18 protein-coding genes are annotated in these 23,838 nt (G+C 58.0%); 10 read left to right on the forward strand and 8 right to left on the reverse strand.

Annotation, left to right across the window (positions count from 1 at the left end):
• The first annotated feature begins 254 nt into the window (after window positions 1-254).
• Window positions 255-3,929 (forward strand): exodeoxyribonuclease V subunit beta, encoded by a 3,675-nt coding sequence (recB, locus tag NH461_RS03000; protein ID WP_261601828.1) that lies wholly within the window; start codon window positions 255-257, stop codon window positions 3,927-3,929.
• A complete protein-coding gene (recD, locus tag NH461_RS03005) occupies window positions 3,922-6,048 on the forward strand; it encodes an exodeoxyribonuclease V subunit alpha (RefSeq protein ID WP_261601829.1) in 2,127 nt (708 codons plus the stop codon). The genes recB and recD overlap by 8 nt, the downstream gene beginning before the upstream one ends.
• A gap of 166 nt (window positions 6,049-6,214) precedes the next feature.
• On the opposite strand, the gene argA is transcribed toward recD, so the two are convergent.
• On the reverse strand, window positions 6,215-7,540 hold the full coding sequence (gene argA / locus NH461_RS03010) for an amino-acid N-acetyltransferase (RefSeq protein ID WP_261601830.1): 1,326 nt from the start codon (window positions 7,538-7,540) through the stop codon (window positions 6,215-6,217).
• A 240-nt stretch (window positions 7,541-7,780) separates the two neighbouring features.
• Here argA and NH461_RS03015 point away from each other — a divergent pair, with 240 nt between their 5' ends.
• The 3 genes from NH461_RS03015 to tcdA all read left to right on the forward strand — a co-directional run bounded on the left by NH461_RS03015 (window position 7,781) and on the right by tcdA (window position 10,381).
• A complete protein-coding gene (locus tag NH461_RS03015; protein WP_261601831.1) occupies window positions 7,781-8,200 on the forward strand; it encodes a DUF2850 domain-containing protein in 420 nt (139 codons plus the stop codon).
• Window positions 8,201-8,369: 169 nt separating this feature from the next.
• Complete coding sequence (mltA, locus tag NH461_RS03020; RefSeq protein WP_410000089.1) at window positions 8,370-9,482, forward strand: murein transglycosylase A; 1,113 nt, start codon at window positions 8,370-8,372, stop codon at window positions 9,480-9,482.
• Window positions 9,483-9,577: 95 nt separating this feature from the next.
• Window positions 9,578-10,381, forward strand: a complete 804-nt coding sequence (gene tcdA, locus NH461_RS03025; protein ID WP_261601832.1) for a tRNA cyclic N6-threonylcarbamoyladenosine(37) synthase TcdA — start codon at window positions 9,578-9,580, stop codon at window positions 10,379-10,381.
• A 105-nt stretch (window positions 10,382-10,486) separates the two neighbouring features.
• On the opposite strand, the gene csdE is transcribed toward tcdA, so the two are convergent.
• Together csdE and csdA are read right to left on the reverse strand one after the other, a co-directional pair.
• Entirely contained in the window at window positions 10,487-10,915 is a 429-nt protein-coding gene (csdE, locus tag NH461_RS03030) for a cysteine desulfurase sulfur acceptor subunit CsdE (protein ID WP_261601833.1), read from the reverse strand.
• 9 nt (window positions 10,916-10,924) lie between these two features.
• Window positions 10,925-12,145 carry a cysteine desulfurase CsdA gene (csdA, locus tag NH461_RS03035; protein ID WP_261601834.1) on the reverse strand — a complete coding sequence of 407 codons (1,221 nt, stop codon included), beginning with the start codon at window positions 12,143-12,145 and terminating at the stop codon, window positions 10,925-10,927.
• Between the two features lie 405 nt (window positions 12,146-12,550).
• Here csdA and NH461_RS03040 point away from each other — a divergent pair, with 405 nt between their 5' ends.
• Genes NH461_RS03040 through rlmM form a run of 4 tightly spaced genes read left to right on the forward strand, consistent with a single transcriptional unit; the run spans window position 12,551 to window position 15,600 of the window.
• Window positions 12,551-13,459, forward strand: coding sequence for a transcriptional regulator GcvA (locus tag NH461_RS03040; RefSeq protein ID WP_261601835.1), 909 nt, complete (start codon window positions 12,551-12,553; stop codon window positions 13,457-13,459).
• Window positions 13,452-14,132: an alpha/beta fold hydrolase gene (locus NH461_RS03045; RefSeq protein ID WP_261601836.1), complete on the forward strand. Its 681-nt coding sequence runs from the start codon at window positions 13,452-13,454 to the stop codon at window positions 14,130-14,132. The genes NH461_RS03040 and NH461_RS03045 overlap by 8 nt, the downstream gene beginning before the upstream one ends.
• On the forward strand, window positions 14,125-14,508 hold the full coding sequence (locus tag NH461_RS03050) for a DUF423 domain-containing protein (RefSeq protein ID WP_261601837.1): 384 nt from the start codon (window positions 14,125-14,127) through the stop codon (window positions 14,506-14,508). The genes NH461_RS03045 and NH461_RS03050 overlap by 8 nt, the downstream gene beginning before the upstream one ends.
• Before the next feature lie 9 nt (window positions 14,509-14,517).
• Window positions 14,518-15,600, forward strand: a complete 1,083-nt coding sequence (rlmM, locus tag NH461_RS03055; protein ID WP_261601838.1) for a 23S rRNA (cytidine(2498)-2'-O)-methyltransferase RlmM — start codon at window positions 14,518-14,520, stop codon at window positions 15,598-15,600.
• A gap of 163 nt (window positions 15,601-15,763) precedes the next feature.
• Here the strand turns inward: rlmM and xni are convergent, their stop codons facing one another.
• The 5 genes from xni to queF form a co-directional block, all read right to left on the reverse strand.
• Window positions 15,764-16,558 (reverse strand): flap endonuclease Xni, encoded by a 795-nt coding sequence (gene xni, locus NH461_RS03060; protein ID WP_261601839.1) that lies wholly within the window; start codon window positions 16,556-16,558, stop codon window positions 15,764-15,766.
• Between the two features lie 104 nt (window positions 16,559-16,662).
• Window positions 16,663-18,036, reverse strand: a complete 1,374-nt coding sequence (gene ppnN, locus NH461_RS03065) for a nucleotide 5'-monophosphate nucleosidase PpnN (protein ID WP_261601840.1) — start codon at window positions 18,034-18,036, stop codon at window positions 16,663-16,665.
• A 260-nt stretch (window positions 18,037-18,296) separates the two neighbouring features.
• A complete protein-coding gene (locus tag NH461_RS03070; RefSeq protein ID WP_410000090.1) occupies window positions 18,297-19,856 on the reverse strand; it encodes a diguanylate cyclase in 1,560 nt (519 codons plus the stop codon).
• Between the two features lie 130 nt (window positions 19,857-19,986).
• Entirely contained in the window at window positions 19,987-22,266 is a 2,280-nt protein-coding gene (locus tag NH461_RS03075) for a GGDEF domain-containing protein (RefSeq protein ID WP_261601842.1), read from the reverse strand.
• A gap of 105 nt (window positions 22,267-22,371) precedes the next feature.
• Window positions 22,372-23,217 carry an NADPH-dependent 7-cyano-7-deazaguanine reductase QueF gene (queF, locus tag NH461_RS03080; RefSeq protein WP_261601843.1) on the reverse strand — a complete coding sequence of 282 codons (846 nt, stop codon included), beginning with the start codon at window positions 23,215-23,217 and terminating at the stop codon, window positions 22,372-22,374.
• Window positions 23,218-23,280: 63 nt separating this feature from the next.
• Between queF and syd the strand changes: the two genes are divergently transcribed.
• The gene (syd, locus tag NH461_RS03085; protein WP_261601844.1) at window positions 23,281-23,835 is read left to right on the forward strand and encodes a SecY-interacting protein; all 555 of its coding nucleotides are present in this window, start codon (window positions 23,281-23,283) and stop codon (window positions 23,833-23,835) included.
• The last annotated feature ends 3 nt before the right edge of the window (window positions 23,836-23,838 follow it).

Below are 23,838 nucleotides of genomic sequence, written 5' to 3' on the forward strand. Positions count from 1 at the left end.
GAAAAAAGTAGCGTGGCCGCCAGCAAATCATTTTAGATTGTAGGGTGCTTGCTGTACGGCCACAGGTCCAGAGGTGACCAGATTTCGTGGGGCGAATCATAGCGAATGACGCCGGGGGAAAACGTGAAAGATCTCTCATATCAACAGATAGGAATGTTATTAAATTCGATATATTCCTTTGAATTCGCCCCTGATCACAAAAAAATATTTTGGACGAACAGGGTTTCGGGCCATAACAGGAACGCATGTATCCGATGAGTCAACAACATACATCTGCAGATCATCTTCAGGACGGCTCGGCAGTCGCGAGCACCACGCCGCAGGCGCTGGAGCCGATGACGTTTCCGCTCCACGGCAACCGGCTGATTGAAGCCTCGGCCGGGACCGGGAAGACCTTTACCATCGCCAGTCTCTACCTGCGCCTGCTGCTCGGCCATGGCGATCCCGACAGCCGTTTTCCGCGCGAATTGCCGGTCGATCAGATTCTGGTGGTGACGTTTACTGAAGCCGCCACGGCCGAGCTGCGCGATCGGATCCGACGGCGGATCCACGATGCCCGCCTGGCCTTTAATCGCGGCCAGAGCACCGATCCGGTGATTGCCCCGCTGCTGGATGAGATCCCGGACCATAAGGCGGCTACGGCGATCCTGCTTCAGGCGGAGCGGCAGATGGACGAGGCGGCGATTTTTACCATTCACGGATTTTGTCAGCGGATGCTGACCCAGAATGCCTTTGAGTCCGGCAGCCTGTTCGACAATGAATTTGTCACCGAAGAGGGCCAGTTGCGGGCGCAGGTGGTGGCCGATTACTGGCGCCGCCACTTTTATCCGCTGTCCCGCACGTTGGCTTCGGAAGTGCGTAGCATCTGGGCTTCGCCGGGCGCTTTGCTGCGGGAGATCAACCTGTTCCTCTCCGGTGCCGAGGTGGCGATCCGGGCCCCTGAACTGTCGGGCTCTCTGGAGCAGTTACATGCACAGAACATCGCCCGCATTGAGCAGGTGAAGCAGTTGTGGCGGGCCGATGCGGCTGATTTTCAGGCCCTGATTGCCGACTCTGGGGTGAACAAGCGCAGCTATACCAAAACCAGCCTGCCGAAAGCGCTGGCGGAAGTGGGGGTCTGGGCCGAACAGGACACCACGGATTATCGTCTGCCCAAGGCGCTGGAGAAGTTCTCGCAGCAGGTGCTGGTGGAAAAAACCAGCAAAGGCAATCCGCCGCAGCATCCGGTCTTTGTCGCCATTGATGACTTGCTTGAAAACAAACCCAATGTCAGGGATCCCTTGCTGGCCCATGCCATTCGCGAGTGCCGTCAGTTGCTGGCAGAGGCCAAGCAGCGCAAGGGCTGGTTGTCGTTTGATGATCTGCTGACCCAGCTGGCCGCCGCGCTGGCCAACGACAGCGATGGCAGCCTGGCGGCGCGGATCCGCAGCCAGTTCCCGGTGGCGATGATCGATGAATTCCAGGATACCGATCCCCTACAATACAGCATTTTCAATACCGTGTACGGCGAGCAGCGCCCGCAGGCAGCCGATTTAACCGAAGTGCCGGTGGACATGGCGGTACAAGCGCCGGACTGCGGCCTGTTTATGATCGGCGATCCCAAGCAGGCCATCTATGCCTTCCGGGGGGCGGATATCTTCACCTATATCCGTGCCCGGCGTCAGGTTAGTGCTCACTACACGCTGGGCACCAACTGGCGCTCGACCGCTGAAATGGTCACTGCGGTCAATTGCATTTTCCAGCAGCCGTCCCGGCCGTTTATCTACGATCGCGACATCACCTTCCTGCCGGTCAACTACAGTCCGAAAGCGGCCAATCGCAGTTGGCAGCTGGCAGGCAGCAAGCAACCGGCTCTGACTTTCTGGTCGCAGGAAGCCGATGCACCGGTCAAAAAAGGCGACTATCAGCAGGCAATGGCAGCGGCGACTGCCGCTGAGATCCAACGCATCCTGACTTTGTCACAGCAGGGCGACGCCAAACTGATGGACGGCGAGGAGAGCCAGCCGATCCGTGCCAGTGATATTTCGGTGCTGGTGCGCACCGGCAGCGAAGGGGCGATGATCCGTCAGGCACTGGCCGCGCAGGGCATTGCCAGTGTCTACCTGTCGAACCGCGACAGCGTCTTTGCCTGCGCTGAAGCTCAGGATCTGCAACGGCTGCTGGCCGCTGTCCTGATCCCGGAAGATGAGCGGGCATTGCGGGCGGCACTCGCCTCCGGGCTGTTTGCGCTCAGTGCCCGCCAGCTCGATGAACTGAATATCAGCGAAGAGAAGTGGGAGCAGCAGGTTGCAGAGTTTCGCGAGTACCGCAAAGTATGGCAAACCCGCGGGGTGTTGCCGATGCTGCGACAGGTGCTGGCCAAGCGCCAGATCTCGGAGCGGCTGCTGGCCGAAAACGGCGGCGAGCGGCGCCTGACCGATATTCTGCATCTCGGCGAGCTGTTGCAACAGGCGAGCCAGACCCTCGACAGCGACCATGGCCTGATCCGCTGGCTGGCCGAGCACATCGACATGCCGAACGGCGATGTTGATGAGCAGCAGCTGCGGCTGGAATCGGATCGCAATCTGGTGCAAATCGTCACCATTCACAAATCCAAGGGGCTGGAATATGACCTCGTCTTCCTGCCGTTTGTCTGTGGTTACCGGGCAGCAGACACCGCGCTGTTTCACGACGAAGCGACCCAGCAGGCGGTGTTGGATGTCACCGGGCAGGAAGAGACCCTCGCTCTGGCGGAGCAGGAGCGGCTGGCGGAAGATTTGCGGCTGATTTATGTTGCCCTGACCCGCGCAGTCTACGGCTGTTATATCGGCATGGGGCCACTGCGCAACGGCCTGAGTCGCAAAGAGCCGACCGGGCTGCATCAGTCGGCCATCGGCTGGCTGGTTCAGGATGGTCAGGAAGGCGGGATAGCCGAGCTGGATCAGGCGTTGCTGAAGCTGACTTCGGCCTGCGCCTCGATTGCCGTGACGGTGCCGCCTGCGTTGCCGGAAACCCCGTGGACGCCGGTTGAAAGCGAGCAGCCCGAGCTGGCAGCGGCGACCTTCCAGCAGCCTATTGAGCGCAACTGGTGGATCACCAGTTATTCTGGCCTGATCAAGCAGGGCCACCACAACCATGATGCTTCGTTCGAGATGCCGGGTTTTGATACCGACTCTTCCGGCGAGCAGCAAACCGAAGACGGCGAGGCGGAAGCGCAGCAGCTTTCCATTTACACCTTCCCGCGGGGGGCCCGGCCGGGGACATTCCTGCATACCCTATTTGAGGAGATTGAATTTACCGCGCCGGTAGACAGCGAGGCGACACGGGAGAAAATTCTGGCCCTGTTGCGGCTGGAGAACTATGACGCGGTCTGGCTGCCGGTGCTGCAACAGCTGATCGCCGATGTGCTGCGCTGCCCGCTGGATGGCGAAGCCATGTGTCTGGGCACAATCCCGGCCGCGCAACGTCTGACCGAAATGGAATTCATGTTGCCGATTAATGTCCTGTCGGCACCATTGCTCAACAAGGTGATTGCCCGCCATGATCCGCTGTCGGCCCGGGCCGGCGAGCTGGGATTCGCCACCGTCAGCGGTATGCTCAAGGGCTTTATCGATCTGGTGTTTGAACATCAGGGGCGCTACTACGTGCTGGACTGGAAATCGAATCACCTGGGCGATGATCCCGAGGTTTATCGCGGCGAGAAGCTCAATGAGGCGATGCGGGATCACCGCTACGACCTGCAATACCAGCTCTACGCCCTAGCGCTGCATCGTTTCCTCAAAAGCCGCAAGGCGGATTATGACTATGACCGCCATTTTGGCGGCGTGTATTACTTGTTCCTGCGCGGGATGCAGGCCGATGGCACCAGCGGGATTTTCAATGCCCGCCCGAGTCTGGCGCTGCTCGAAGAACTGGAAACCCTGATTGACGGAGAACCGCTTGATGCTTAAACAGCTTGAATCACTGACCCGGCTGGGGGCCATCCGTCCGCTGGATTCACAGTTTGCCCGCTTCATCGCGATGTCGGTCGCGGCCGAAGATCCCGAAACGCTTCAGCCTCTGGTGACACTGGCCGCAGCACTGGCCAGCGCCGAGCTGGGGCGCGGTCATGTCTGCCTGCTGCTGGCCCAGCTGGACGCGCAACATCTGTTCGGCCTCAATCGTGAGCTGAGTACTCAACTGAGTGAGGGACTGCCCGCAATTGAAGAATGGGAAGCGCTGCTGGCGTCATCGGCGGCGGTGTCGGACGGCAGCGAAGCGACGCCGTTGGTGCTGGCTCAGGGCCGTTTGTATCTGCATCGTTACTGGCAATATGAGCAGACGGTGGCACAGCGGTTGCGCCAAGCGGCGCAGGGCGTGACCACGGCAATGGCCGAGAGCGCCCAGATGGCGACCGAGCTGGATACCCTGTTTGCGCGCAGCTATGCCTACCTGTTTCAGGACCTGCAACAGCTGCGGGCTTCAGCGTCCGACTCGTCGCAGGCCCGGCAGCAGGCGGTGTGTGACAAGCTGGATGTGGTGGCACCGGCGCCACTGGACTGGGCCGCGATTGATGCGGTGCTGACTTCGGCGGCGCAGGTGAAAGATTTAACGGCGCTGGATGTTCTGATCCCGCCGTCCGCTTGCCTGAACTGGCAGAAAGTTGCGGCAGCGGTGGCCCTGACCCGGCAGTTTGCGGTGATCTCCGGTGGGCCGGGGACCGGGAAAACCACCACGGTTGCCAAACTGCTGGCTGCGCTGGTGACTCAGGCGATGCAACAGGGCGATGGTGATCCACAGGGCCGGGCGATGTTACCGGAAACCAAGCTGTCGGAGATCAAGTTGCCGGAGATCAAGCTGGTGGCACCGACCGGTAAAGCGGCGGCGCGACTGACCGAATCCATTGGTGCGGCAGTGGCCTCGCTGGCTGTTGACGCGTCGGTGAAGGACGCGATCCCGACTCAGTCCAGTACCTTGCACCGCTTGCTGGGGGCGATCCCCGAGCGGGTGGCGTTTCGTCATCACCGCGACAACCCGCTGCACCTGGATGTGCTGGTGGTCGATGAAGCCTCGATGGTCGATTTGCCGATGATGGCGCGTCTGCTGGATGCGCTGCCGCCGCATGCCCGGCTGATTTTGCTCGGCGACCGGGATCAGCTGGCGTCGGTGGAAGCCGGCGCGGTGCTGGGGGATATCTGCGCTTTTGCCGGTCAGGGCTACAGTCCGGCGCACAGCCAGTTGCTGAGTCAGCTGACCGGGTTTGCGTTTGTTCCCGGCAAGGGCGAGCAGAGCGTGGTGAGTGACAGCCTGTGTATGCTGCAAAAAAGTTACCGCTTCCATGCCCAGTCTGGCATTGGTCAGCTGGCCAAAGCGATCAATGCCGGTCAGCCGCATTTGGTGGATCAGGTGTGGCAGCAGGGCTATGCGGATATTCAGTTCCATCCGCTGACCACCGACCATTATCAGGCGATGATCAACCGGACGGTGACCTTTTATCTCAATTACCTCGATGGGATCCGGGACGATATGCCGCCGCGCGAGGTGCTTCAGGCGTTTTCGCAGGTCCGCCTGCTGTGCGCGCTGCGGGACGGGGATTTCGGCGTCTCCGGGCTGAACCAGCGCATTGAGCGGGCGCTGGCGAAAAAAGGCCGGATCAAACCGGACGATGAAACCTGGTATCTGGGCCGGCCGCTGATGATCACGCGCAACGATCACGGTCTCGGGCTGTATAACGGCGATATCGGGATTGTGATGCGCGACCCGGTACCAGACCCGGAAACCGGCGAGCGACGGCTGCGGGTGTTTTTTGAAATGCCGGACGGCTCGATCCGCGGCGTGCTGCCGAGCCGATTGCCTGAGCATGAAACTGTTTATGCAATGACGATCCATAAATCTCAGGGCTCGGAGTTTGCCGATACCCTGATGGTACTGCCGGCGGAGTTCAGCCCGATCCTGACCCGTGAGCTGATCTACACCGGCGTGACCCGGGCCAAGAAGAATCTGTATCTGTACGCCCAGCCGGAGGTCGTCAGCCGCGCAGTCCGGCTGCGGACCGAGCGGGCCAGTGGCCTGGCCCAGTTGTTGGCGTAAGAGCACGGCATGCGTCGCGACATCTTGCCGGTGGCTGAGTTGCGGTGTAGCGGTGTAACGGTATAGCTATATAGGTGTATCGCGGTATCGGAGTGAAGCTGTCAAAGCCAAAAACAAAGAGAGGGCGCAGCTCGGGGTAACCTGAGCTGCGCTTTTGTCATATTGGCTAGAGATCCAGGATCAGGATTTTGGAGCGGCGCTGGTAGTTATACAGCGCTTTCTTGGCCATCGGCAGCTGCTCGACATCGCACTCGTAGAACCCCTGCTCCCGGAACCAATGCAGGCTGCGGGTGGTCAGGACAAAGATCTGGCTCAGCCCCTGGGCTCTGGCTTGCTGGCGCAGGCGGTTGAGGAGCAGCACGCCGCGGTCGCCATCGCGATAATCCGGGTGGATCGCCACGCAGGCCATCTCTGCCATGTTCTCTTCTTCAAACGGGTACAGGGCGGCACAGCCGATGATCAGGCTGTCACGCTCGATAATGGTAAACTGTTCAATCTCCCGCTCCAGCTGCTCCCGGGAGCGGCGCACCAGCAGTCCTTCCTGCTCCAGCGGGCGGATCAGCTCCAAGATCCCGCCGATATCATTGATCCCGGCCTGGTGGACTTTCTCGGCGCTGGCCATCACGATTTGGGTCCCGATCCCGTCAAAGGAGAACAGCTCCTGGATCAGGGCACCGTCTTCTTTGTAGCTGATCAGGTGGCTGCGGGGCACACCGGCCAAGCAGGCGGAGATGGCCCCGCGCAGGAAGCGACCGGTTCCGCTGCCGGCGGCACCGCGGGCAATCAGTCGTTGCAGTGCGTCTTCCGCTTCGCTCGGCAGCATTTCCGATGCCACGCTGCCGTCTTCGGTCAGTACCCCTTGCTCAGAGCAAAAGCCGATGAGCTTATCGGCCTGCATCTTGATCGCCAACTGGGTGGCAATTTCTTCCGAAGTCAGGTTAAAACACTCGCCGGTCACTGAGCTGGCGATGGGGCCTAAGAGGACAATTGCCCGCTGATCCAATTGGCGGCGAATGCCTTCGATATCGATGCGCCGCACCCGGCCGCTGTGGTGATAATCCACGCCGTCATCGACGCCCAGCGGCTGGGCAATGACGAAGTTGCCGCTGACCACATTGATCTGCGCCCCGGCCATCGGGGTGTTATTCAGCCCCATCGAAAAGCGGGCAGTAATATCGAGCTGGAGCTGTCCGGCGGCTTGCTTGGCCAGCTCCAGCGCCCGGGCATCGGTGATCCGCACGCCTTTGTGATACGGGGTGGCGAAACCGTGCGATTCAATTTGCTGGGTGATTTGCGGCCGGGCCCCATAGACCAGCACAATGCGCAGCCCCAGGCTGTTGAGCAGGGCGATATCATTGACGATATGGGCAAAATTACTGTGGGCAATGGCTTCGCCCCCAAGCATGACGATGATGGTCTTCCCGCGGTGGGCATGCATATAGGGGGCAGACTGGCGAAATTCTTTGACCAGATCCGTACTTCTAAGCTTCACTGTGTAACATCCATGAACAGTCGCAGTCATTAGCGCCCGGCAGGCCGTCTTAATGAGCGAGAGGTAAATAAATATTCATCATTATTGGCTAACTATGCCTGCAAGTTCAAGCAAAATGAAACCAGCCGTGTAACGATTTTTGGATACAAGATCTCGTTATTGTATGACAAGCACGGGATTTCCCTGAATTCCCCGTTAAATGAGGTATATTGTTTTTAATTATAGATAGTTAGGGCCAGAATGACGAAAATTCAGTACAAGACACTGCAGGCGACCCTGTTGCTGACAGTGATCTCATCCGGACTGGGTTTCTCTGCGCTGATGGCGATGGGTGCTATCGGGCGTGATGTTCTGGGCAGCTTCGGCGGTACTGATATTAATATTTATGGGGTCTGGGTCGAGCGCAATGTCGCACCTTATGTGGCTGAGCAGTTTGAACTGCGCCCGGAAGGGGTGTTTGTCGGCGGTCGTCAGGTGAGCACCCAATATGAATGGGACGGCACCACCTTAACCTACCGCCGGGGGGAGCAGACCTATATCTATACCTATTTACCGGGCGAGTTTATCCGCCACGCCCCGGCACATTATGTGTCTTCGTTTACCCGCCAGGGCACAACACTCAGAGATATTAAAGCATCACAGCAAGCGATGCGCCTGTAACGGGCCTTGGCCCTTTTCCTCTGTTATTTTTGACATTCCCTCGGTTGAGTATCACATCCCGCTGACATCTCGTCGGACATTTTTTGTAAACTATCGCCTCTTTCTTGCGAGGGTTGCTTTAGGCATACTGGGCGCCGGCGCATTACTTCGATTTCATAGGTTTTTATCCGTGCTCTTAGGTTTTTCCGATTTTCGTAACGTAACAATTGCCATGATGATTCTGGGCTTGGCTGGATGTGCCAAGCCGACCGACCGTGGCCAGCAGTATCTCGATGGTGAGTTTGAACAGGTCCTGAACCCGGTGCCGGCGATCAGCTCCGACAAACCGCGTGACTTTAGCCAGTTCAATGGCCAGATGGTGAAGGTGCTGGCGCGTTCGCCGTCGATGGCGACGCAGTACGAAGGGCTGTATACGCAGGTGGAAAACTGGATTGCGCAGGGGGGCGATCCGGCGGCGCTGGGCAATTTCGGCATCGAGGCGGCTCAGATGGGCGGCGGTGACGGTTATGGTAACGTGATGTTTACCGGATACTTCTCGCCGGTGATTGAACTGCGCCATGATCCGGATCCGATTTTCCGCTATCCGGTCTACGCCATGCCGACCTGTGAGCAGCAGTGTCCGACCCGGGCCGAAATTTATGCCGGGGCACTTGAGGGCCAGGGCTTGGAGCTGGGATACAGCGCGTCGATGCTGGATATTTTCATGATGGAAGTGCAGGGCAGCGGTTTTGTTCATTTTGAAGATAACGATCAGTTACAGTACTTTGCCTACAACGGCAAGAACGGCCACCCGTATGTCAGCATCGGTAAAGTGTTGATTGAGCGTGATGAAGTGCCGCGCGAAAAGATGTCGCTCAAGGCCATTGAGACCTGGGTGAAACAGCAGGATGAAGACACGGTGCGCGAGTTGCTGGAGCAGAATCCGTCGTTTGTGTTTTTCCAGCCGCAGACCAGCCTGGATGTCATGGGGACGGCGGGGATCCCGCTTCAGGCCCACGCCTCGGTTGCCGCCGATCGGGAGTATTTGCCGATGGGCAGTGTGTTGCTGGCGGAAGTGCCGCAGCTCGACAGCGAGGGTAACTGGAACGGCCAACATGTGCTTCAATTACTCATGGCGCTGGATACCGGCGGCGCGGTGAAGAAAAACCACCTCGATCTCTATCACGGCATGGGTACCCAAGCCGGGGTGGATGCCGGCCATTACAAACACTTTGGCCGGGTGTGGAAGCTGGAGCTGCCAAATCCGGCGCAGGCGCCGCAGTTGCTGACCGCCCGGGAATAAAGTTAACCCTTGCCCCGGACTCGCCGGTAGTCTGGACAATTGTGATCAGAGCGCGTATAAAACGCGCTCATTCTTTTTCTGAACGACTGAAAGTTATGCGTGAATTAGACACCCCGGCTTCTGACCAATACGACCAGCGTTTCGGGGGCACCCGACGTTTATACGGCAACAGCGAAGTAGAGATCCTGCGCGCGGCCCACGTGTGCGTGATCGGCATTGGCGGCGTCGGCTCCTGGGCAGCCGAAGCCCTGGCGCGGACCGGTGTGGGCGAGCTGACGCTGATCGATATGGATGATGTTTGTGTCACCAATATCAACCGTCAAATTCATGCGATGAGCGGAACCGTCGGCCAGAGCAAGATTGAAGTGATGGCCGAGCGGATCCGGCTGATTAATCCGGAGTGTCAAATCAACCTGATTGATGACTTTATTACTCCGGAAAACATCGCGGAATACATCGACCACCGCTTTGACTATGTGCTGGACGCGATTGACAGTGTGAAGCCGAAGGCCGCGCTGCTGGCGTACTGTAAACGCCATAAAATCAAGGTGATCACCACCGGCGGTGCCGGGGGCCAGACCGATCCGACCCAGATCCAAATTGCGGATTTGACCAAGACGATTCAGGACCCGCTGGCGGCTAAAATCCGTACCATGCTGCGCCGGTTCCACAATTTCAGCAAAACCCGCAAGTTCGGAATTGAGTGTGTCTATTCGACTGAGCAGCTGAAATACCCGCAAGCCGACGGGTCGGTGTGCAATGTGAAAGCCACGGCTGAAGGGCCGAAGCGGATGGACTGTGCCAGCGGGTTTGGTGCGGCCACCATGGTGACGGCCACCTTTGGCTTTGTCGCCGCTTCTCGCATTGTGCAAAAGCTGATTGAAAAGCACCGGAAATAATTTCTGCGGGACCCGCCCTCAGGGAACGGACTCAAGCAAACAAAAAAGCGACGGCCAATCGGCGGTCGCTTTTTTATCTCTGAGGATCTGGGGAAAACGCTGTGCTCAGTTCGCGGCCAGCTGCTTGATCTGCTCGACAATCGCTTTGAGGCCATTGCCCCGCGATGGGCTCAGGTGAGCCATCAGCCCCAGGCGGTCAAAATAGCCGTCGATATCAAACGCGCGGATAGCCGCGGCATCTTTGCCTTCATAGGCTGCCAGCACCAGGGTGATCAGGCCGCGCACAATCCGGGCATCGGAGTCGGCGGCAAAATGAAACACGTTGTCGCGTTGCTCGTGGGCCAGCCATACCTGGCTTTCACAGCCGTTCACCAGCAATTGTGCCTGTTTATATTCCTCCGGCAGTGCCGGCAGTTTTTTCCCTAACTGGATCACTTGGCGGTAACGGTCTTCCCAGCCTTGAGCGGTCTGCATCTGGGCCACAATAGTGTCCGTGGTGATCTCGGTCCCGAAAGGGTGGGCGGGTAACTTCATTTAGATCTCCTACAGTAAATCGCAGGCTTTGTGCAGTGCGGCGACAAAGCGTTCAACATCTTGTTCGGTATTATATAGCGCCAGTGATACCCGCAGCGTGCCGCTCAGGCCGAGGGCATCAAGCATCGGGTGGGCGCAGTGATGGCCGGCGCGCAGGGCGATCCCCTGCTGATCGAGCAGGGTGGCGATATCCTGGTGATGCACACCCTCGACCACAAAGGAGAACAGGCTGGCATCGGGTTGCAGGCCGACAATCCGTAAGCCGTCGATATCCCGGATCCCGTCAATGGCCAACTGGCGCAGACGGTGAGTATGCGCTTCGGCGGCGGGGTGATCAATGTCGTTCAGCCAGTCAATCGCGGTCGCCAGCGCCAGGCTGCCGGCGACATTCGGAGTGCCGGCTTCAAATTTGCCGGGCAGGCCGGAGAACGTGGTGCCGTCAAAGGTCACCTTCTCCACCATCTTGCCGCCGCCGTGCCATGGTGGCATGGCATCGAGCAGGGCCCGTTTGCCGTATAGCACGCCGATCCCGGCCGGGGCGAACATCTTGTGGCCGGAGAATACATAAAAGTCGGCGTCCAGCGCTTGTACGTTGATGCGTTCGTGGACCACGGCCTGGGCGCCGTCAACGACGACCACCGCACCTTGCTGGTGGGCGGCGGCAATGATGGACTCAATCGGGTTGCGGGTGCCGGTAACATTGGTGATATGGGCCACGGCGACGATCTTGGTGCGTGGGGTCAGCAGGCGCCCAAAGGCATCCATATCCAGGGTGCAGTCCGGTCGCATCGGCAGCTTGACGACTTTGGCACCGGTCTGCTCGGCGACGATTTGCCACGGCACGATGTTCGCATGGTGCTCCAGCTCGCTGACCAGGATCTCATCGCCCGGTTGCAACTGCTGACGGGCGTAGGTCTGGGCTATCAGGTTCAGGGCCTCGGTCGCGCCGCGGGTCCAGATGATCTCTTCCCGTTGTGCCGCATGGATAAAGTGTTGTACCGTGGTGCGTGCCTGCTCGAACTGCGCGGTGGCAGCCGCGGTCAGGCTGTGACTGCCGCGATGGACATTGGCGTTGTGGCCACTGTAGTACTGCCGGATGGTCTCGATCACCACCTGCGGTTTTTGGCTTGTGGCGGCACTGTCTAGATAGACCAGAGGCTGGCCGTGACATTGTTGGGCCAGGGCCGGAAACTGTTGGCGAATCATGTCGATATCAAATTGCGCAGTCATGGGGAGTCACATTGCTGATCAGAAGGAGGCGATCATGCCATTATTTGCGCCAAGAGCAAGGGCTAAGGCCATTTGTTACTGGTAATTATAGGGGGCACAGCGGTTATTCGAGGGGGTTGCGAAGCGCAGGCATAAAAAAAGCACTGCGTTGGGGCGCAGTGCCAACAAGAAACTTTGACAGACAGGTCAAAATACAGGAAGTAAAAACGGTAGATGGACTACCCGTCCGGCACAACCCGGACAATATGCAAACACAACATCGCAACGACGGGTAAAAGTTCGTCAAACAATTCGTCAAAACGAAGCCTCGCTCACCGTTGCGGTGCAAATCATATGGTTTATGTAGCACTTGAACAATCGACAATTTATAATGTTAAGCATAAAAAAATCTAATGCAGGAAGGCCATGTCGAGACGTTTACCGCCACTGAATTCACTCAAAGTGTTTGAGGCCGCCGCCCGGCACTTGAGTTTTACTCGGGCAGCTGAAGAATTATTTGTCACACAAGCTGCTGTAAGTCACCAGATTAAAGCCCTGGAGGAATTTTTAGGGCTCAAATTATTTCGTCGGAGAAACCGCTCTTTGCTGCTGACCGAGGAAGGCCAGAGCTATTTTCTCGACATCAAAGACATCTTTTCAGCCATCTCCGACGCCACGGACAAAGTTCTGGAGCGGGGCTCGAAGGGGGCATTAACCATTAGTTTACCTCCGAGTTTTGCCATTCAATGGCTGGTACCGCGTCTGGCTGACTTTAATGAGCAGCATCCGGATATTGATGTGCGGATCAAGGCGGTTGACCTCGACGAGGGCTCCCTGACTGACGATGTGGATGTTGCCATCTACTATGGCCGCGGCAACTGGCCGGGATTACGTGCCGACAAGCTGTACCAGGAGTTTTTGCTGCCGGTGTGCTCGCCGATGCTGCTGACCGGTCCCAAGCCGTTACGCTCGCTGGCCGATCTCAAGTGCCACACCCTGCTGCACGACTCCTCGCGTAAAGAGTGGAAAACTTTTGTCCGCCAGAACAACCTGGAGAGTGTGAACGTCAACCAGGGGCCAATCTTCAGCCACTCCACCATGGTGTTGCAGGCAGCGGTGCACGGCCAGGGGATTGCGCTCGGCAATAACGTGCTGGCACAGCCGGAGCTCGATGCCGGACGTCTGGTCTGCCCGTTTGATGAGGTACTGGTGAGCAAGAATGCGTTCTACCTGGTGTGCCAGGAGAAGCAGGCGGAAACCGGCCGGATCCAGATCTTCCGCGACTGGGTGCTGGCCAAAGCCGCCCGTGAGCAGGAGGATCTGCCGGATGTCTGAGTTGTCTGAGTATTTGATTGACGGCCCGTCCGCCGACACGGCGCAGGCGACGTTTTTGTTTGCCCACGGCGCCGGTGCAGGAATGGATCATGCGTTTATGGCCACCCTGGCCGAGGGGCTGGCTTCACACGGGATCCGGGTGGTGCGGTTTGATTTTCCGTACATGGTCAAACGCCGGGAAGACGGCAAGAAGCGGCCGCCGGATCGCCAGCCCAAGCTGCTGCTGGATTTTCAGCGCCATATCGAGGCGTTTGCTGCCGATGGCAAGCTGGTGATCGGCGGTAAATCCATGGGCGGGCGGATGGCCAGCCTGATGGTGACAGATCTCGCGGCGGAATCACCGGGCGTGTCCAATTGTCGCGATCGGGTCAAAGGCGTGGCGTGTCTCGGCTTTCCGTTTCATCCGCCTGGTAAACCGGAGAACTTCCGCGGCGATCACCTGCGCGACATTGCGGTCCCGACGCTGATCCTACAGGGGGAGCGGGATACGTTCGGTACCCGCGCCGAAGTCGAAGGCTGGTCTTATGCCGAGACGGTTCAAACTGCGTTTTTGCCCGACGGCGATCACAGCTTCAAACCGCGTAAAGCGTCCGGCCATACGGAAGCGGGCAATCTGGCGCTGGCGATTGCGCAGCTGGCGGCGTTTATCAAGGAATGTGTAGAAGATGATTAATGGATGGAGCCGCGGCTTACTGGTGTTGGCCGCATTGAGCGGGGCGGTGACGGTATCGCTCGGGGCATTTGCGGCCCATGGCCTGAAAAGCCACTTGTCGCCATACTTGTTGGGCGTATTTGAGACCGGGGTGCAGTATCAGGCCTGGCATACCCTGGCGATCATCGCGTGTGTGATCTTGGCACGCATTCTGTCGTCAAAAGCTGTATTATACGCAGCCCTGTTTTTTGCGGCGGGGATTGTGTTGTTCAGCGGCAGTTTGTATGCCCTGGCGCTGACCGGCATCAAGTGGTTTGGCCCCATCACCCCGATGGGCGGCGTCTGTTTTATTATTGGCTGGGTAGTCCTTGCGGTGGCTGCCTGGCGATCAGCTTGAGGGTTGAAAGTGAATCAAGTTCTGTTGTACTGCCGTCCCGGCTTCGAGAAGGAATGTGCCGGTGAAGTTCAAGACAAAGCAAATACACTGGAGTTGTATGGCTTTCCGCGCGTCAAGCACAACAGCGGCTATGTGGTGTTTGAGTTTTACCAGCCGGGCGATGCAGACCAGTTTATTCAGCGTCAGCCGTTCTCTGAGCTGATTTTTGCTCGTCAGATGATGGCGGTGATGCCGATGCTGACGGATTTGCCGTCGGATGATCGCATTTCCCCGATCCTGGAAGCAGTGGCGGACTTCCCGCGCTGTGGTGATCTGCGGGTCGAAACGCCGGATACCAACGAAGCCAAAGAGCTGCTGAAGTTCTGCCGTAAATTCACGGTGCCGCTGCGTCAGGCCCTGCGTAAGCAAGGGATGATGTACGCCAAGGACAACCCGAAGAAGCCGGTGCTGCACCTGTGCTTTATCGCCCCGGGCTGCTGCTTTATCGGTTACTCGTACACGCATAACAACTCGGCATTCTTCATGGGGATCCCACGCCTGAAGTTCCCGGCTGATGCGCCGAGCCGCTCGACCCTGAAGCTGGAAGAAGCGTTTCACGTGTTTATTCCGCGCGAGGAGTGGGAAACGCGTCTGGCTTCCGGGATGTGGGGCGTCGACTTGGGTGCTTGCCCGGGTGGCTGGACCTATCAGCTGGTGAAGCGCTCCATGTTCGTTCATGCGGTGGATAACGGCCAGATGGCGCAAAGTCTGATGGATACCGGTCAGGTGAAGCACCATGAAGCGGATGGATTCAAGTTTGAACCGCCGCGCAAGAACGTGACCTGGTTGGTGTGCGACATGGTCGAGAAACCAGCCCGCGTGGCGCACCTGATGGGCAGCTGGCTGATCAAGGGCTGGGCCAAAGAGACCATTTTCAACCTCAAGCTGCCGATGAAAGGCCGTTATGATGAGGTGCTGCAGGATATCGAAAACCTGAAAGTATACCTGATTGAGAACGGGGTGAAATTCAAGATCCAGGCCAAGCATCTGTATCATGACCGTGAAGAAATCACAGTGCATATTCAGCGTCTGGATAATCGCTCAGCGTACTAAAGCGGCTTGCAAAGCCAGGTTTCAGTAAAACCTGGTTCTATTACAGCCAGGTGTTTGCAAAAAGCGCCGGCAAAACGAAGCTCGGGCACCAAAGGCCCCTGCAAAAACGCCATCCCATTTCGGTGATGGCGTTTTTTATGGCTGCGATTTAGCGATTTAGCGATTAAGCGGTGTTGGCTGAGCTGGTCACGGCCTGCTGAAAGCGGATATCCTGCAGGTTGAACCCCAGTTGCAGCTCGGTTTTCAGCGCAGCAACCTGTTTGCAGATCATCGCCTGTTCACGATGAGCGTCGATTTTTTTCTGCCACTTGGCCGGGAGATCGTCGGCGGCCAGGATGGCTTCTAAATTAGGATAATTGCTGAGCAGCTCGACGGCGGCTTTGGGGCCGATCCCGGGGACGCCGGGAATTTTGCTGGTGCTGATCCCGGCCAGCCCCCAGTAGTCACTCAGCTGCTCGGGGCGCACGCCAAATTCTTGTTCGATAAACCGGCTGTCGAGCCAGCGTTGCTGGAAGTAATCGCGGATCCGCAGGGTCGGGCGCAGCAACTGGCAGTAGCCTTTGTCGGTCGAGACGATGGTGACTTGCTGGCCGCGGTCGGCCACTTTCAGCGCCAGGGTGGCAATCAGGTCGTCGGCTTCGTCCCCGTCCGAGAGCAGCGAATCGACGCCGAGGGCCATAAAGGCATCCTGGATCACATCCATCCCGGCCTGAAGCTCGGGTGGCATCGGTTTGCGGCCTTCCTTGTAATGCGGCAGCAGTTCGGCCCGCCAGCCCCGATCGTCGCCCTCATGATCGAAGACGGCAACAATATGGCTCGGCTGGCTGACATTGATGATTTTGCTCAGGGCCTGGCAGCACACCCGGGCGGTATTCTGGACATCCGGCTCACCCGGCTGGGCGGCATGGACACGGCGGATCAGGTTCAGGGCATCAATGATGACAAGGTGGATAGACATAGCGGAATATCAGGTCGTGAAAAGGGCCGATTCAGGCCCTTTATTGTACATGGGTGAGCCGGGGTGTCATCCCCCCGGCCCGATGGCATGGGGTTATTTCCCGGCTATTTTCCGCCGATTGGGGTGGTGATGATCTCGTAGCAGGGCTCGTAATGAGAGCCGGGCAGTTTCATCCGCTGCTGCTCGACAAAGCTTCTGAGCAGTTTGTCCATCCGCTTCATCAGGGTTAAATCGCCGTTGATCTGGAACGGTCCTCTGCGCTCGATCAGTTTCATCCCTTCTTCTTTCACGTTCCCGGCGACAATCCCGGAGAAGGCCCGGCGCAGGCTGGCCGCCAGATGCTCCGGCCGCTGGTTCATGTGCAGATCCAGGCTGGCCATGGTGTCGTGGTTGGGTTCAAACGGCAGCTGGAATTCCGGCGGGATCTTCAGCGACCAGTTGTAGCTGTAGGCATCGCCGGTGGCCTGGCGGTGCTCCTTGATGATCGGCATCGCCGATTTCATGATCCGGGCGACCTCGACCGGGTCGTCGATGACGATTTCATAATGGCGGGTGGCGGCTTCGCCCAGGGTGTCGCGGATAAAGCTGTCGAGCGTGCGGAAGTACGGCTCGCTCTCGCGCGGCCCGGTCAGCACCACGGGCAGTGGCTGATCGGCATTTTCCGGCTCCATCAGGATCCCGAGGATGTACAACAGCTCTTCGGCGGTCCCGGCCCCGCCGGGGAAAATCACAATGCCGTGACCCGAGCGCACGAAGGCTTCGAGCCGTTTTTCGATATCCGGCAAGATCACCAGCTCGTTGACGATTGGGTTCGGCGGCTCGGCCGCAATGATCGACGGTTCGGTCAGGCCGATAAACCGGCTGCTGGGAAAGCGCTGCTGGGCGTGGCCAATCGCGGCGCCTTTCATCGGACCTTCCATCGCGCCCGGGCCGCAGCCGGTACAGATATTGAGCTCGCGCAGGCCCAGCTCGTGGCCGACGTCCCGGGTGTATTGATATTCGACCGGGTTGATCGAGTGGCCACCCCAGCACACCACCACATTGGGATCTTCGCCGGAGCGCACGACGCGGGCGTTGCGCAGGATACTGAAGACAAAATTGGTGATATGCGGGGCGCTGGTCAGATTGATGTCCCGCCGTTGCTCCAGATGCATATTGACGTAGATGATGTCGCGCAGTACGGCGAACATGTGTTCCTGGATCCCGCGGATGATTTTGCCGTCGACGAACGCATGCTCGGGCGGGTTCATCAGCTCCAGCTTGATCCCGCGCTCGCGGCGCAGCACGTTGACATCAAAACTCTTGTGTCTTTCCAACAGTTCTTTGGAGTTGTCGGTGTGGCTGCCGGAGTTGAGGACCGCCAGTGAGCAGTTGCGGTACAGACGGTATAAGTCGCTGGATGCCGTTGCCTTGAGCAGGTCAACCTCCAGTTGAGAAAGCAAATCCATCGCGCCAACAGGACTGATATGCGTGATCATGGGTACCTCCCTGGTCTAGAAAAACGGCCGTATTCATGATTTCGAGTGATTGGATGTAGAAATGAACCAGCCGGAGAGAGAACATCGCAGAGGGTTTTTAAGCCGGTTCCCGTTGATACTTGAATCTCGGGAATCTCGGTGTCTTAAAAATCAGTCTGTTATTTCAACATACACAGGGAAATGGCATTTGACCAGTAAATGATGAGTCGGATGATAGGCCGGTGGTTGTCACGCGGTCGGGAAAATGGCCCGGCGGTGGATCAGGTGAGCCAGAGAATGCGGCCTTTGCCGGCGTGCCGGGCGCTTTGCAGCGCTTTGTCCGTCCGCTCCAGGATGTCGCTCGGGGTGTCGTTGCCGTCAAACACCGTGGCGCCGATGGAGACGGTGACCGACACATTCTGCTCCCGGAAGCGGAACGGCAACTGGGTGATGGCCTCGCGGATCTTGCTCAGGGTCTTATTGCGGCTCTCTTCGCTGGCATCGGGCAGGATCACCATGAACTCATCGCCGCCGAAGCGGGCCAGGAATTCAGTTTCGCCGAGCTGCTGGCGGATCGCGCGGGCAATGATTTTCAGCATTTTGTCGCCGGCCAGATGGCCGTAGCTGTCATTGATTTCTTTGAATTGATCAATGTCGATCAGGGCCACGCAGAGCGGGTGCTGATAGCGCAGCCAGCGGCGGTACTCGTGCTCCAGGCGTTCGTTGCAGGCCGCGCGGTTGTAAACCCGGGTCAGGTTATCGAGGAACATCCGGCGCTCCTGATCCTGCAGACGGTGGCGGTAGCTTTGGGTCTGCTCGAACAGGTGGGTGATCTTGTTCTGGTTGTAGCCGAGCTGTTCAATCAGGGCTTTTTCCCGTTTCTCCAGCGCCCGGTGACGCTCGGCCAGCACCAATAACTCTTTGGTCAGGGTGGTCAGCGTCGGACGCCAGTGTTCGAGGTTATCCTGATCCTGCAATCCCTGGCGGATCTGGCCGGCCAGCTCTGTCAGCTCGCCGGTCATCGTACTGCGGTGCTCATACAGGGTGCTGCTTTGCTCGACACTCTGGCTGGTGGTTTTTTGCAGCGTGGCCAGATCACTGTTGACGCCGTCGAGGAACTGCTGGGAGCTCTGGCGCTCGCGGCGGGTGCCGTCGACCACCAGGCGCAGGACTTCCAGTGACAGTTCGACCAGCGCCTGTGGCGCAACCCCGTGCAGGAGTTGGTTGCGGATCGTCAGCAGCTTGTCTCCGGCGTCGCCCTCAAAATCCAGCTCTGAAATCAGCTGTTGTAACTGCGCGTTGAGTTGCAGCAGGAGATCGTGCTCCAGGGCGTTTTTCTTATCCAGGACATCGCTGGACACGGCAGTCATTTTCAGCGCCCGCTCGTACAGCGCCAGCAGGCGAATGGTCTGATGGTGGGTCTGGGCCAGGGTGTCGGATGGCTGGCTGAGTAGGTTGCGCAGCTGGCGTTTGAACTGGGGTGGCAGGCCATGCAGCCGCTTGAGGGTTTCGCCGCTTTGGCGGCACTGCTGCGCCAGCTGTTGGTTTTCCTGATCGATAAAGCTGGCCTGGCGGATCACCAGGCGTTCAATGACGGCCAGCCGGGGGATCAGCCGGCTGACATCGCGTTGCTGCTCGAGCTCGGTACGCAACTGGTCCATTTTCTGATCCAACTCGCTGTCCAGGCCGCGGCAGGCGACAGATAAGCGGCTAAGCAAACGTTTCAATATCACGATTTCGCGGCGCGCTTTCAGCGAGGCATCGCGATAGGTGAGTTGAGCCTGGTCGAGACGCAACCTCAATTTACTCATTTCAGAGGCTACGGCGGTTATATCAGTCACGTTAGATTCACATTACCCTGCAAGAACGCTCTTCATATTCAGCAGCTTAGTCGAGGAAGGACGAAGCATATTAACAAAATAGCGAAAACACTGCATGGTTATCGATGATCCGAAATAGAACTGGTGAACTCTAGCTGACATTTTTGTCAGATTCGTGATCATTATTCCAGATGATGTCCACCGTCGATGAACTCTGGACTTTCACCAGACCGTTATCTATCCCCTGCAGGCAGGCTTTGCGGATATTGTCGCAGGCAAAGCTGGCGGCCGGTGCGGCATCAATCGCACTGAGGTGGACCCACTGGCTGCCGGGATCGGTTTTGCTGATCAGCCGCGCGGCGTTGGCGGCCATCAGCAGAATATCCAGCAGCTCATGGTCGTTGATGGCGGTATAAGCCCGGGGCAGGAACGGATATTCAGCCATGCCGATCCGGACCCGGTTATCCAGCCGGTGCTTGATCAGGAAGTTATCAACCAATTGCTGGATTGAGTCGGCCAGCTGCTCCGGTGCGGTCTCCAGGCGGGAGTTCGGCTCGATATAGAGGAACATGGCATCGGAGAAATGATACAGCCGGGCCGGCTTGCAGACTTGTGCCTTCAGGTACTCGCCGAACTGACGCTCCAGCTCCAGTCCCTTCTGGTAGCCGTGCTCAAGGTAGATTTGCTTGAGTGACGGCACTTCGAACAGGGCAAAGCGCAGCCGATCGCTGAGCGGCTCGTTGATGATTTCGCCCAGGTGCCACTGCTCAAAGTTGGCGCTGCTTTGTTGCAGGGAGTTCGGCAGGCGAATGGTCAGCATCCGCAGGTTTCGCAACCCGCTGCGCGGATGGGTGTAAAACTCGGTGCGCAGGCGTAGCAGGCGCTCCTGGAACATTTTGGCGGTTTTATGGCGCCGGAGCAGCACGATCAGCACCACACACAGCACACTGAACAGGACAATGGAGATGTTCTTCTGTTTATACAGGGCTTTGTCGCTTTCGAACTGCTTGCGCTCCATTTCTTCGAGTAGTAGTGAGCGCTCCAGCATCCGTTGTTGCTGCTTGAAGACGGCGACATTACTTTTGGCCTGATCTTCCTGCTTGCTGGAAAACAGTTGCTCATAGCGGCGCTGGCTGAGCAGGGCATTGTAGTAGTCGTTTTGTTGTTCGAATGCGTCCGAAAGCACCGATTCACCCATCAGTTGCAGATCGCGATCGCCAATCCGGCTGGCGGCGATCAGCCCGGCCTGCAGGGTCGACACCGCAGTTTCAGTCTGCCCCTGGGCTAATTCCAGTCGGCCTTGCAGCAATTGAGACTCGATCTGGATTGCTTCATTGCCGCTCTGCTTGGCCAGCTGGCGGGTGTGTTGTAGGTACTGCTCCGCTTTCGGGTAGTTATAGAGCTGAAGATAAACCCGGGCGATATTCAGCCGCAGCTTGGCCGAGCGGGCATCGTGATTGAGCTGGGTTTCCTGATCCAGGGCATTGAAATAGTGGACCAGGGCCAAATTGAAGCGCCCCTGCTGTTCATAGATCGAGGCGATGAGCGCCAGGGTTTTGGCCAGCGGCCGGGCCTGGTTAAAGTGCTCGAAAAATTCACCGGCCTGGGTGGCGTGCTCCAGGGCGCGGTCAAACACTTTTCGCTGTTCGAACAGATCTGCAAGCGCCAGGTTGGTTTGTGCCACCATGGCGTTGTTTTCCTGCTCTACGGCCAGCCAATGGCTGCCCAGCAATTGATCCAGGGCCAGATCATAGTGCTGATGACGCAGGTAGTGCTGGCCCAGCGCCAGCTGGAAGTCGATCATCGCGCCGCTTTCTTCCAGCGACGGCAGATAGCGTTTGGCCTGGGTAAACAGTTTTTCGGCGTCAGCTTCCTGATCAAGGCTGGAGGCAATCTCGGCCCGCAGCATTACCGACTGGTATTGCAGTACTTTGACCTGCTTGGTCAGCTGCAGGGCCTCGGATTTAGCAATATCCTGATCGATTTTATCCAGCATCCGCAGCGCGGTGGCGTTGTTCTTCAGGTTTTCCCAGTAAATCTGAGCATGGATCAGGCGAGTTTCCAGAATGGTAAAGGCCAGAGTGTTGTCCTGTGCCAGCCGCTCCGCTTCGCGCACGGCGCGAATGGCTTGCTCGGGCTGGTTCAGCAGCGAGTAGGCCCGGGCCTTGATTTGCAGTGCATTGATGGTATTGAGCGGGGTACGCACGGTGTGATCGGTTTCGTCATTGACGTGCACCCGAGAGAGCTCTTTGGGATTGCTGAGACGGCGCTGCGCTAAATAGCGGTTGGTCATCTCCAGTGATTTTTCCGGACTGGTGAGGAGCAGCTCGTTGGCGTCGGCCAGGATCGGCGTGGTATAGATTTTTGCGTGTGCAGTAAAAGAGGCGGCCAGGATCACCAGCGCGCTTACCAGCCAGCGGCTCAGACTCATCGTATTTCTAAATTCCTAAAAAAACTTGGGTCTAATATTACTGGCTCCGGCAACCAAGTCCAGCAAACTACACGGGTTTGCCGGACTTATTCTGTGCGATCGCGGCTATTGGCGTGCCAGACGGAAGTTATTGCTCGGGGTTTTCCCCATATTGGTGCGGTATGGGTTGATATCCAGGCCCCCGCGGCGGGTATAGCGGGCATAGACGGTCAGCAGTTCCGGCTGGCAATACTTCATCAGGTCGGTGAAGATCCGCTCGACGCATTGCTCGTGGAACTCGTTATGGTTGCGGAACGAGATCAGATAACGCAGCAACTTCTCGCGGTTGATTTGCTTGCCGGTGTAGGAAATCCGCACGCTGCCCCAGTCCGGCTGGCTGGTGATCAGACAGTTGGATTTCAACAGGTGGCTGTGCAGCTCTTCAGTGACCACGTCCCCTTCGGCAGCGTTCTCCAAATAGGCCGGGTCGAAATCATAGCTGGTGATTTCGATATCCTGGTTGTCGATACACTCACCGCTGAAGTTAACGATTGGCTGATCGTCGAAATCTTCCAGTGGCTGGATGGTGACATCCACCTCAGCACCGGCACAGGCCGACAGATCTTGTTGCAGGGTATCGGCAATGTGCTGCCAGCTGTCAAAGCGGGTCTGGTTAAAGCTGTTGAGGTAGAGCTTGAAAGACTTTGACTCAATCAGGTTCGGGCTGCTCGCTGGCAGGCGTACTTCGCCGATGGCAACCTGAGGCAGGCCCTTGCTGTTTAGCCACGACAGCTCATACAGTGTCCAGATATCATAGCCGGTAAAAGGCAGTGACTCGCCCAGATCCAGATCGTCGCGGTTCAGACTGCGTGGCACGGGCTGAAGCAGTGAAGCGTCGTACTGATCTTTGTACTCGGTCTGCTGGCCGAGGGTTAAACCTGCTAATTCTTTAGCGTCTTTATATTTGCTCATACTGTCCTGGACACTCTTGGATTAGAATGTGCAAAGTGTACTTAATCTTGAATGAGGTTGCGAATGAATCATCCTGTTGCGGACGCTTTATCTGCGTTCTCCGCGCGCTTTTTGCAGGCCTGGTGTGATGCCGGTCACGATTTTCCGGTCAGCGACGATCTGGTAGGGCTGGCGTCGCCCTGCGTGATCCGTGATACCGGGGATGTGGTGGCCTGGCAACCGGTTGTGCGGGAGCCGATGGGCGATCTGGCGGCAGTGGAGCGGGGCATTGAGCTGCGGTTGCACGAAGATATCAAAGTTTTTTACGGCGCCCAGTACAGCGGCGATATGACGGCCCGCTTCCGGACGCTGACGTTCGACTTGCTGCAGGCCTTCAGTGCCCGGGACGAGCAACGGCTACAGGAAAATATCCTGGGGCATCTGGTAATGCAGCGCCGGCTGAAACAGAAGCCGACGGTGTTTATCGGCGCGCTGGACAGCGAATCGCAAGTGATTGCGATCTGTAACCTGACCGGGCAGGTGATCCTGGAGACGCTGGGCAAAGATCAGCGCGAGGTGCTGGCGGCGGACGTCGAAAGCTTCCTGATGCAACTTGAGCCGGTGGTGAGAGCGAGCTGAGTT

The organism is Photobacterium sp. TY1-4 (assembly GCF_025398175.1).
Lineage (GTDB): Bacteria > Pseudomonadota > Gammaproteobacteria > Enterobacterales > Vibrionaceae > Photobacterium.

What these genes read in the sequence shown, in the direction of transcription:
- recB (WP_261601828.1), top strand. Translation starts at nt 255, where the DNA reads ATGAGTCAACAACATACATCTGCAGATCATCTTCAGGACGGCTCGGCA.
- recD (WP_261601829.1), top strand. Translation starts at nt 3,922, where the DNA reads ATGCTTAAACAGCTTGAATCACTGACCCGGCTGGGGGCCATCCGTCCG.
- NH461_RS03015 (WP_261601831.1), top strand. Translation starts at nt 7,781, where the DNA reads ATGACGAAAATTCAGTACAAGACACTGCAGGCGACCCTGTTGCTGACA.
- tcdA (WP_261601832.1), top strand. Translation starts at nt 9,578, where the DNA reads ATGCGTGAATTAGACACCCCGGCTTCTGACCAATACGACCAGCGTTTC.
- csdE (WP_261601833.1), bottom strand. Translation starts at nt 10,915, where the DNA reads ATGAAGTTACCCGCCCACCCTTTCGGGACCGAGATCACCACGGACACT.
- csdA (WP_261601834.1), bottom strand. Translation starts at nt 12,145, where the DNA reads ATGACTGCGCAATTTGATATCGACATGATTCGCCAACAGTTTCCGGCC.
- NH461_RS03040 (WP_261601835.1), top strand. Translation starts at nt 12,551, where the DNA reads ATGTCGAGACGTTTACCGCCACTGAATTCACTCAAAGTGTTTGAGGCC.
- NH461_RS03045 (WP_261601836.1), top strand. Translation starts at nt 13,452, where the DNA reads ATGTCTGAGTTGTCTGAGTATTTGATTGACGGCCCGTCCGCCGACACG.
- NH461_RS03050 (WP_261601837.1), top strand. Translation starts at nt 14,125, where the DNA reads ATGATTAATGGATGGAGCCGCGGCTTACTGGTGTTGGCCGCATTGAGC.
- xni (WP_261601839.1), bottom strand. Translation starts at nt 16,558, where the DNA reads ATGTCTATCCACCTTGTCATCATTGATGCCCTGAACCTGATCCGCCGT.
- ppnN (WP_261601840.1), bottom strand. Translation starts at nt 18,036, where the DNA reads ATGATCACGCATATCAGTCCTGTTGGCGCGATGGATTTGCTTTCTCAA.
- NH461_RS03075 (WP_261601842.1), bottom strand. Translation starts at nt 22,266, where the DNA reads ATGAGTCTGAGCCGCTGGCTGGTAAGCGCGCTGGTGATCCTGGCCGCC.
- queF (WP_261601843.1), bottom strand. Translation starts at nt 23,217, where the DNA reads ATGAGCAAATATAAAGACGCTAAAGAATTAGCAGGTTTAACCCTCGGC.
- syd (WP_261601844.1), top strand. Translation starts at nt 23,281, where the DNA reads ATGAATCATCCTGTTGCGGACGCTTTATCTGCGTTCTCCGCGCGCTTT.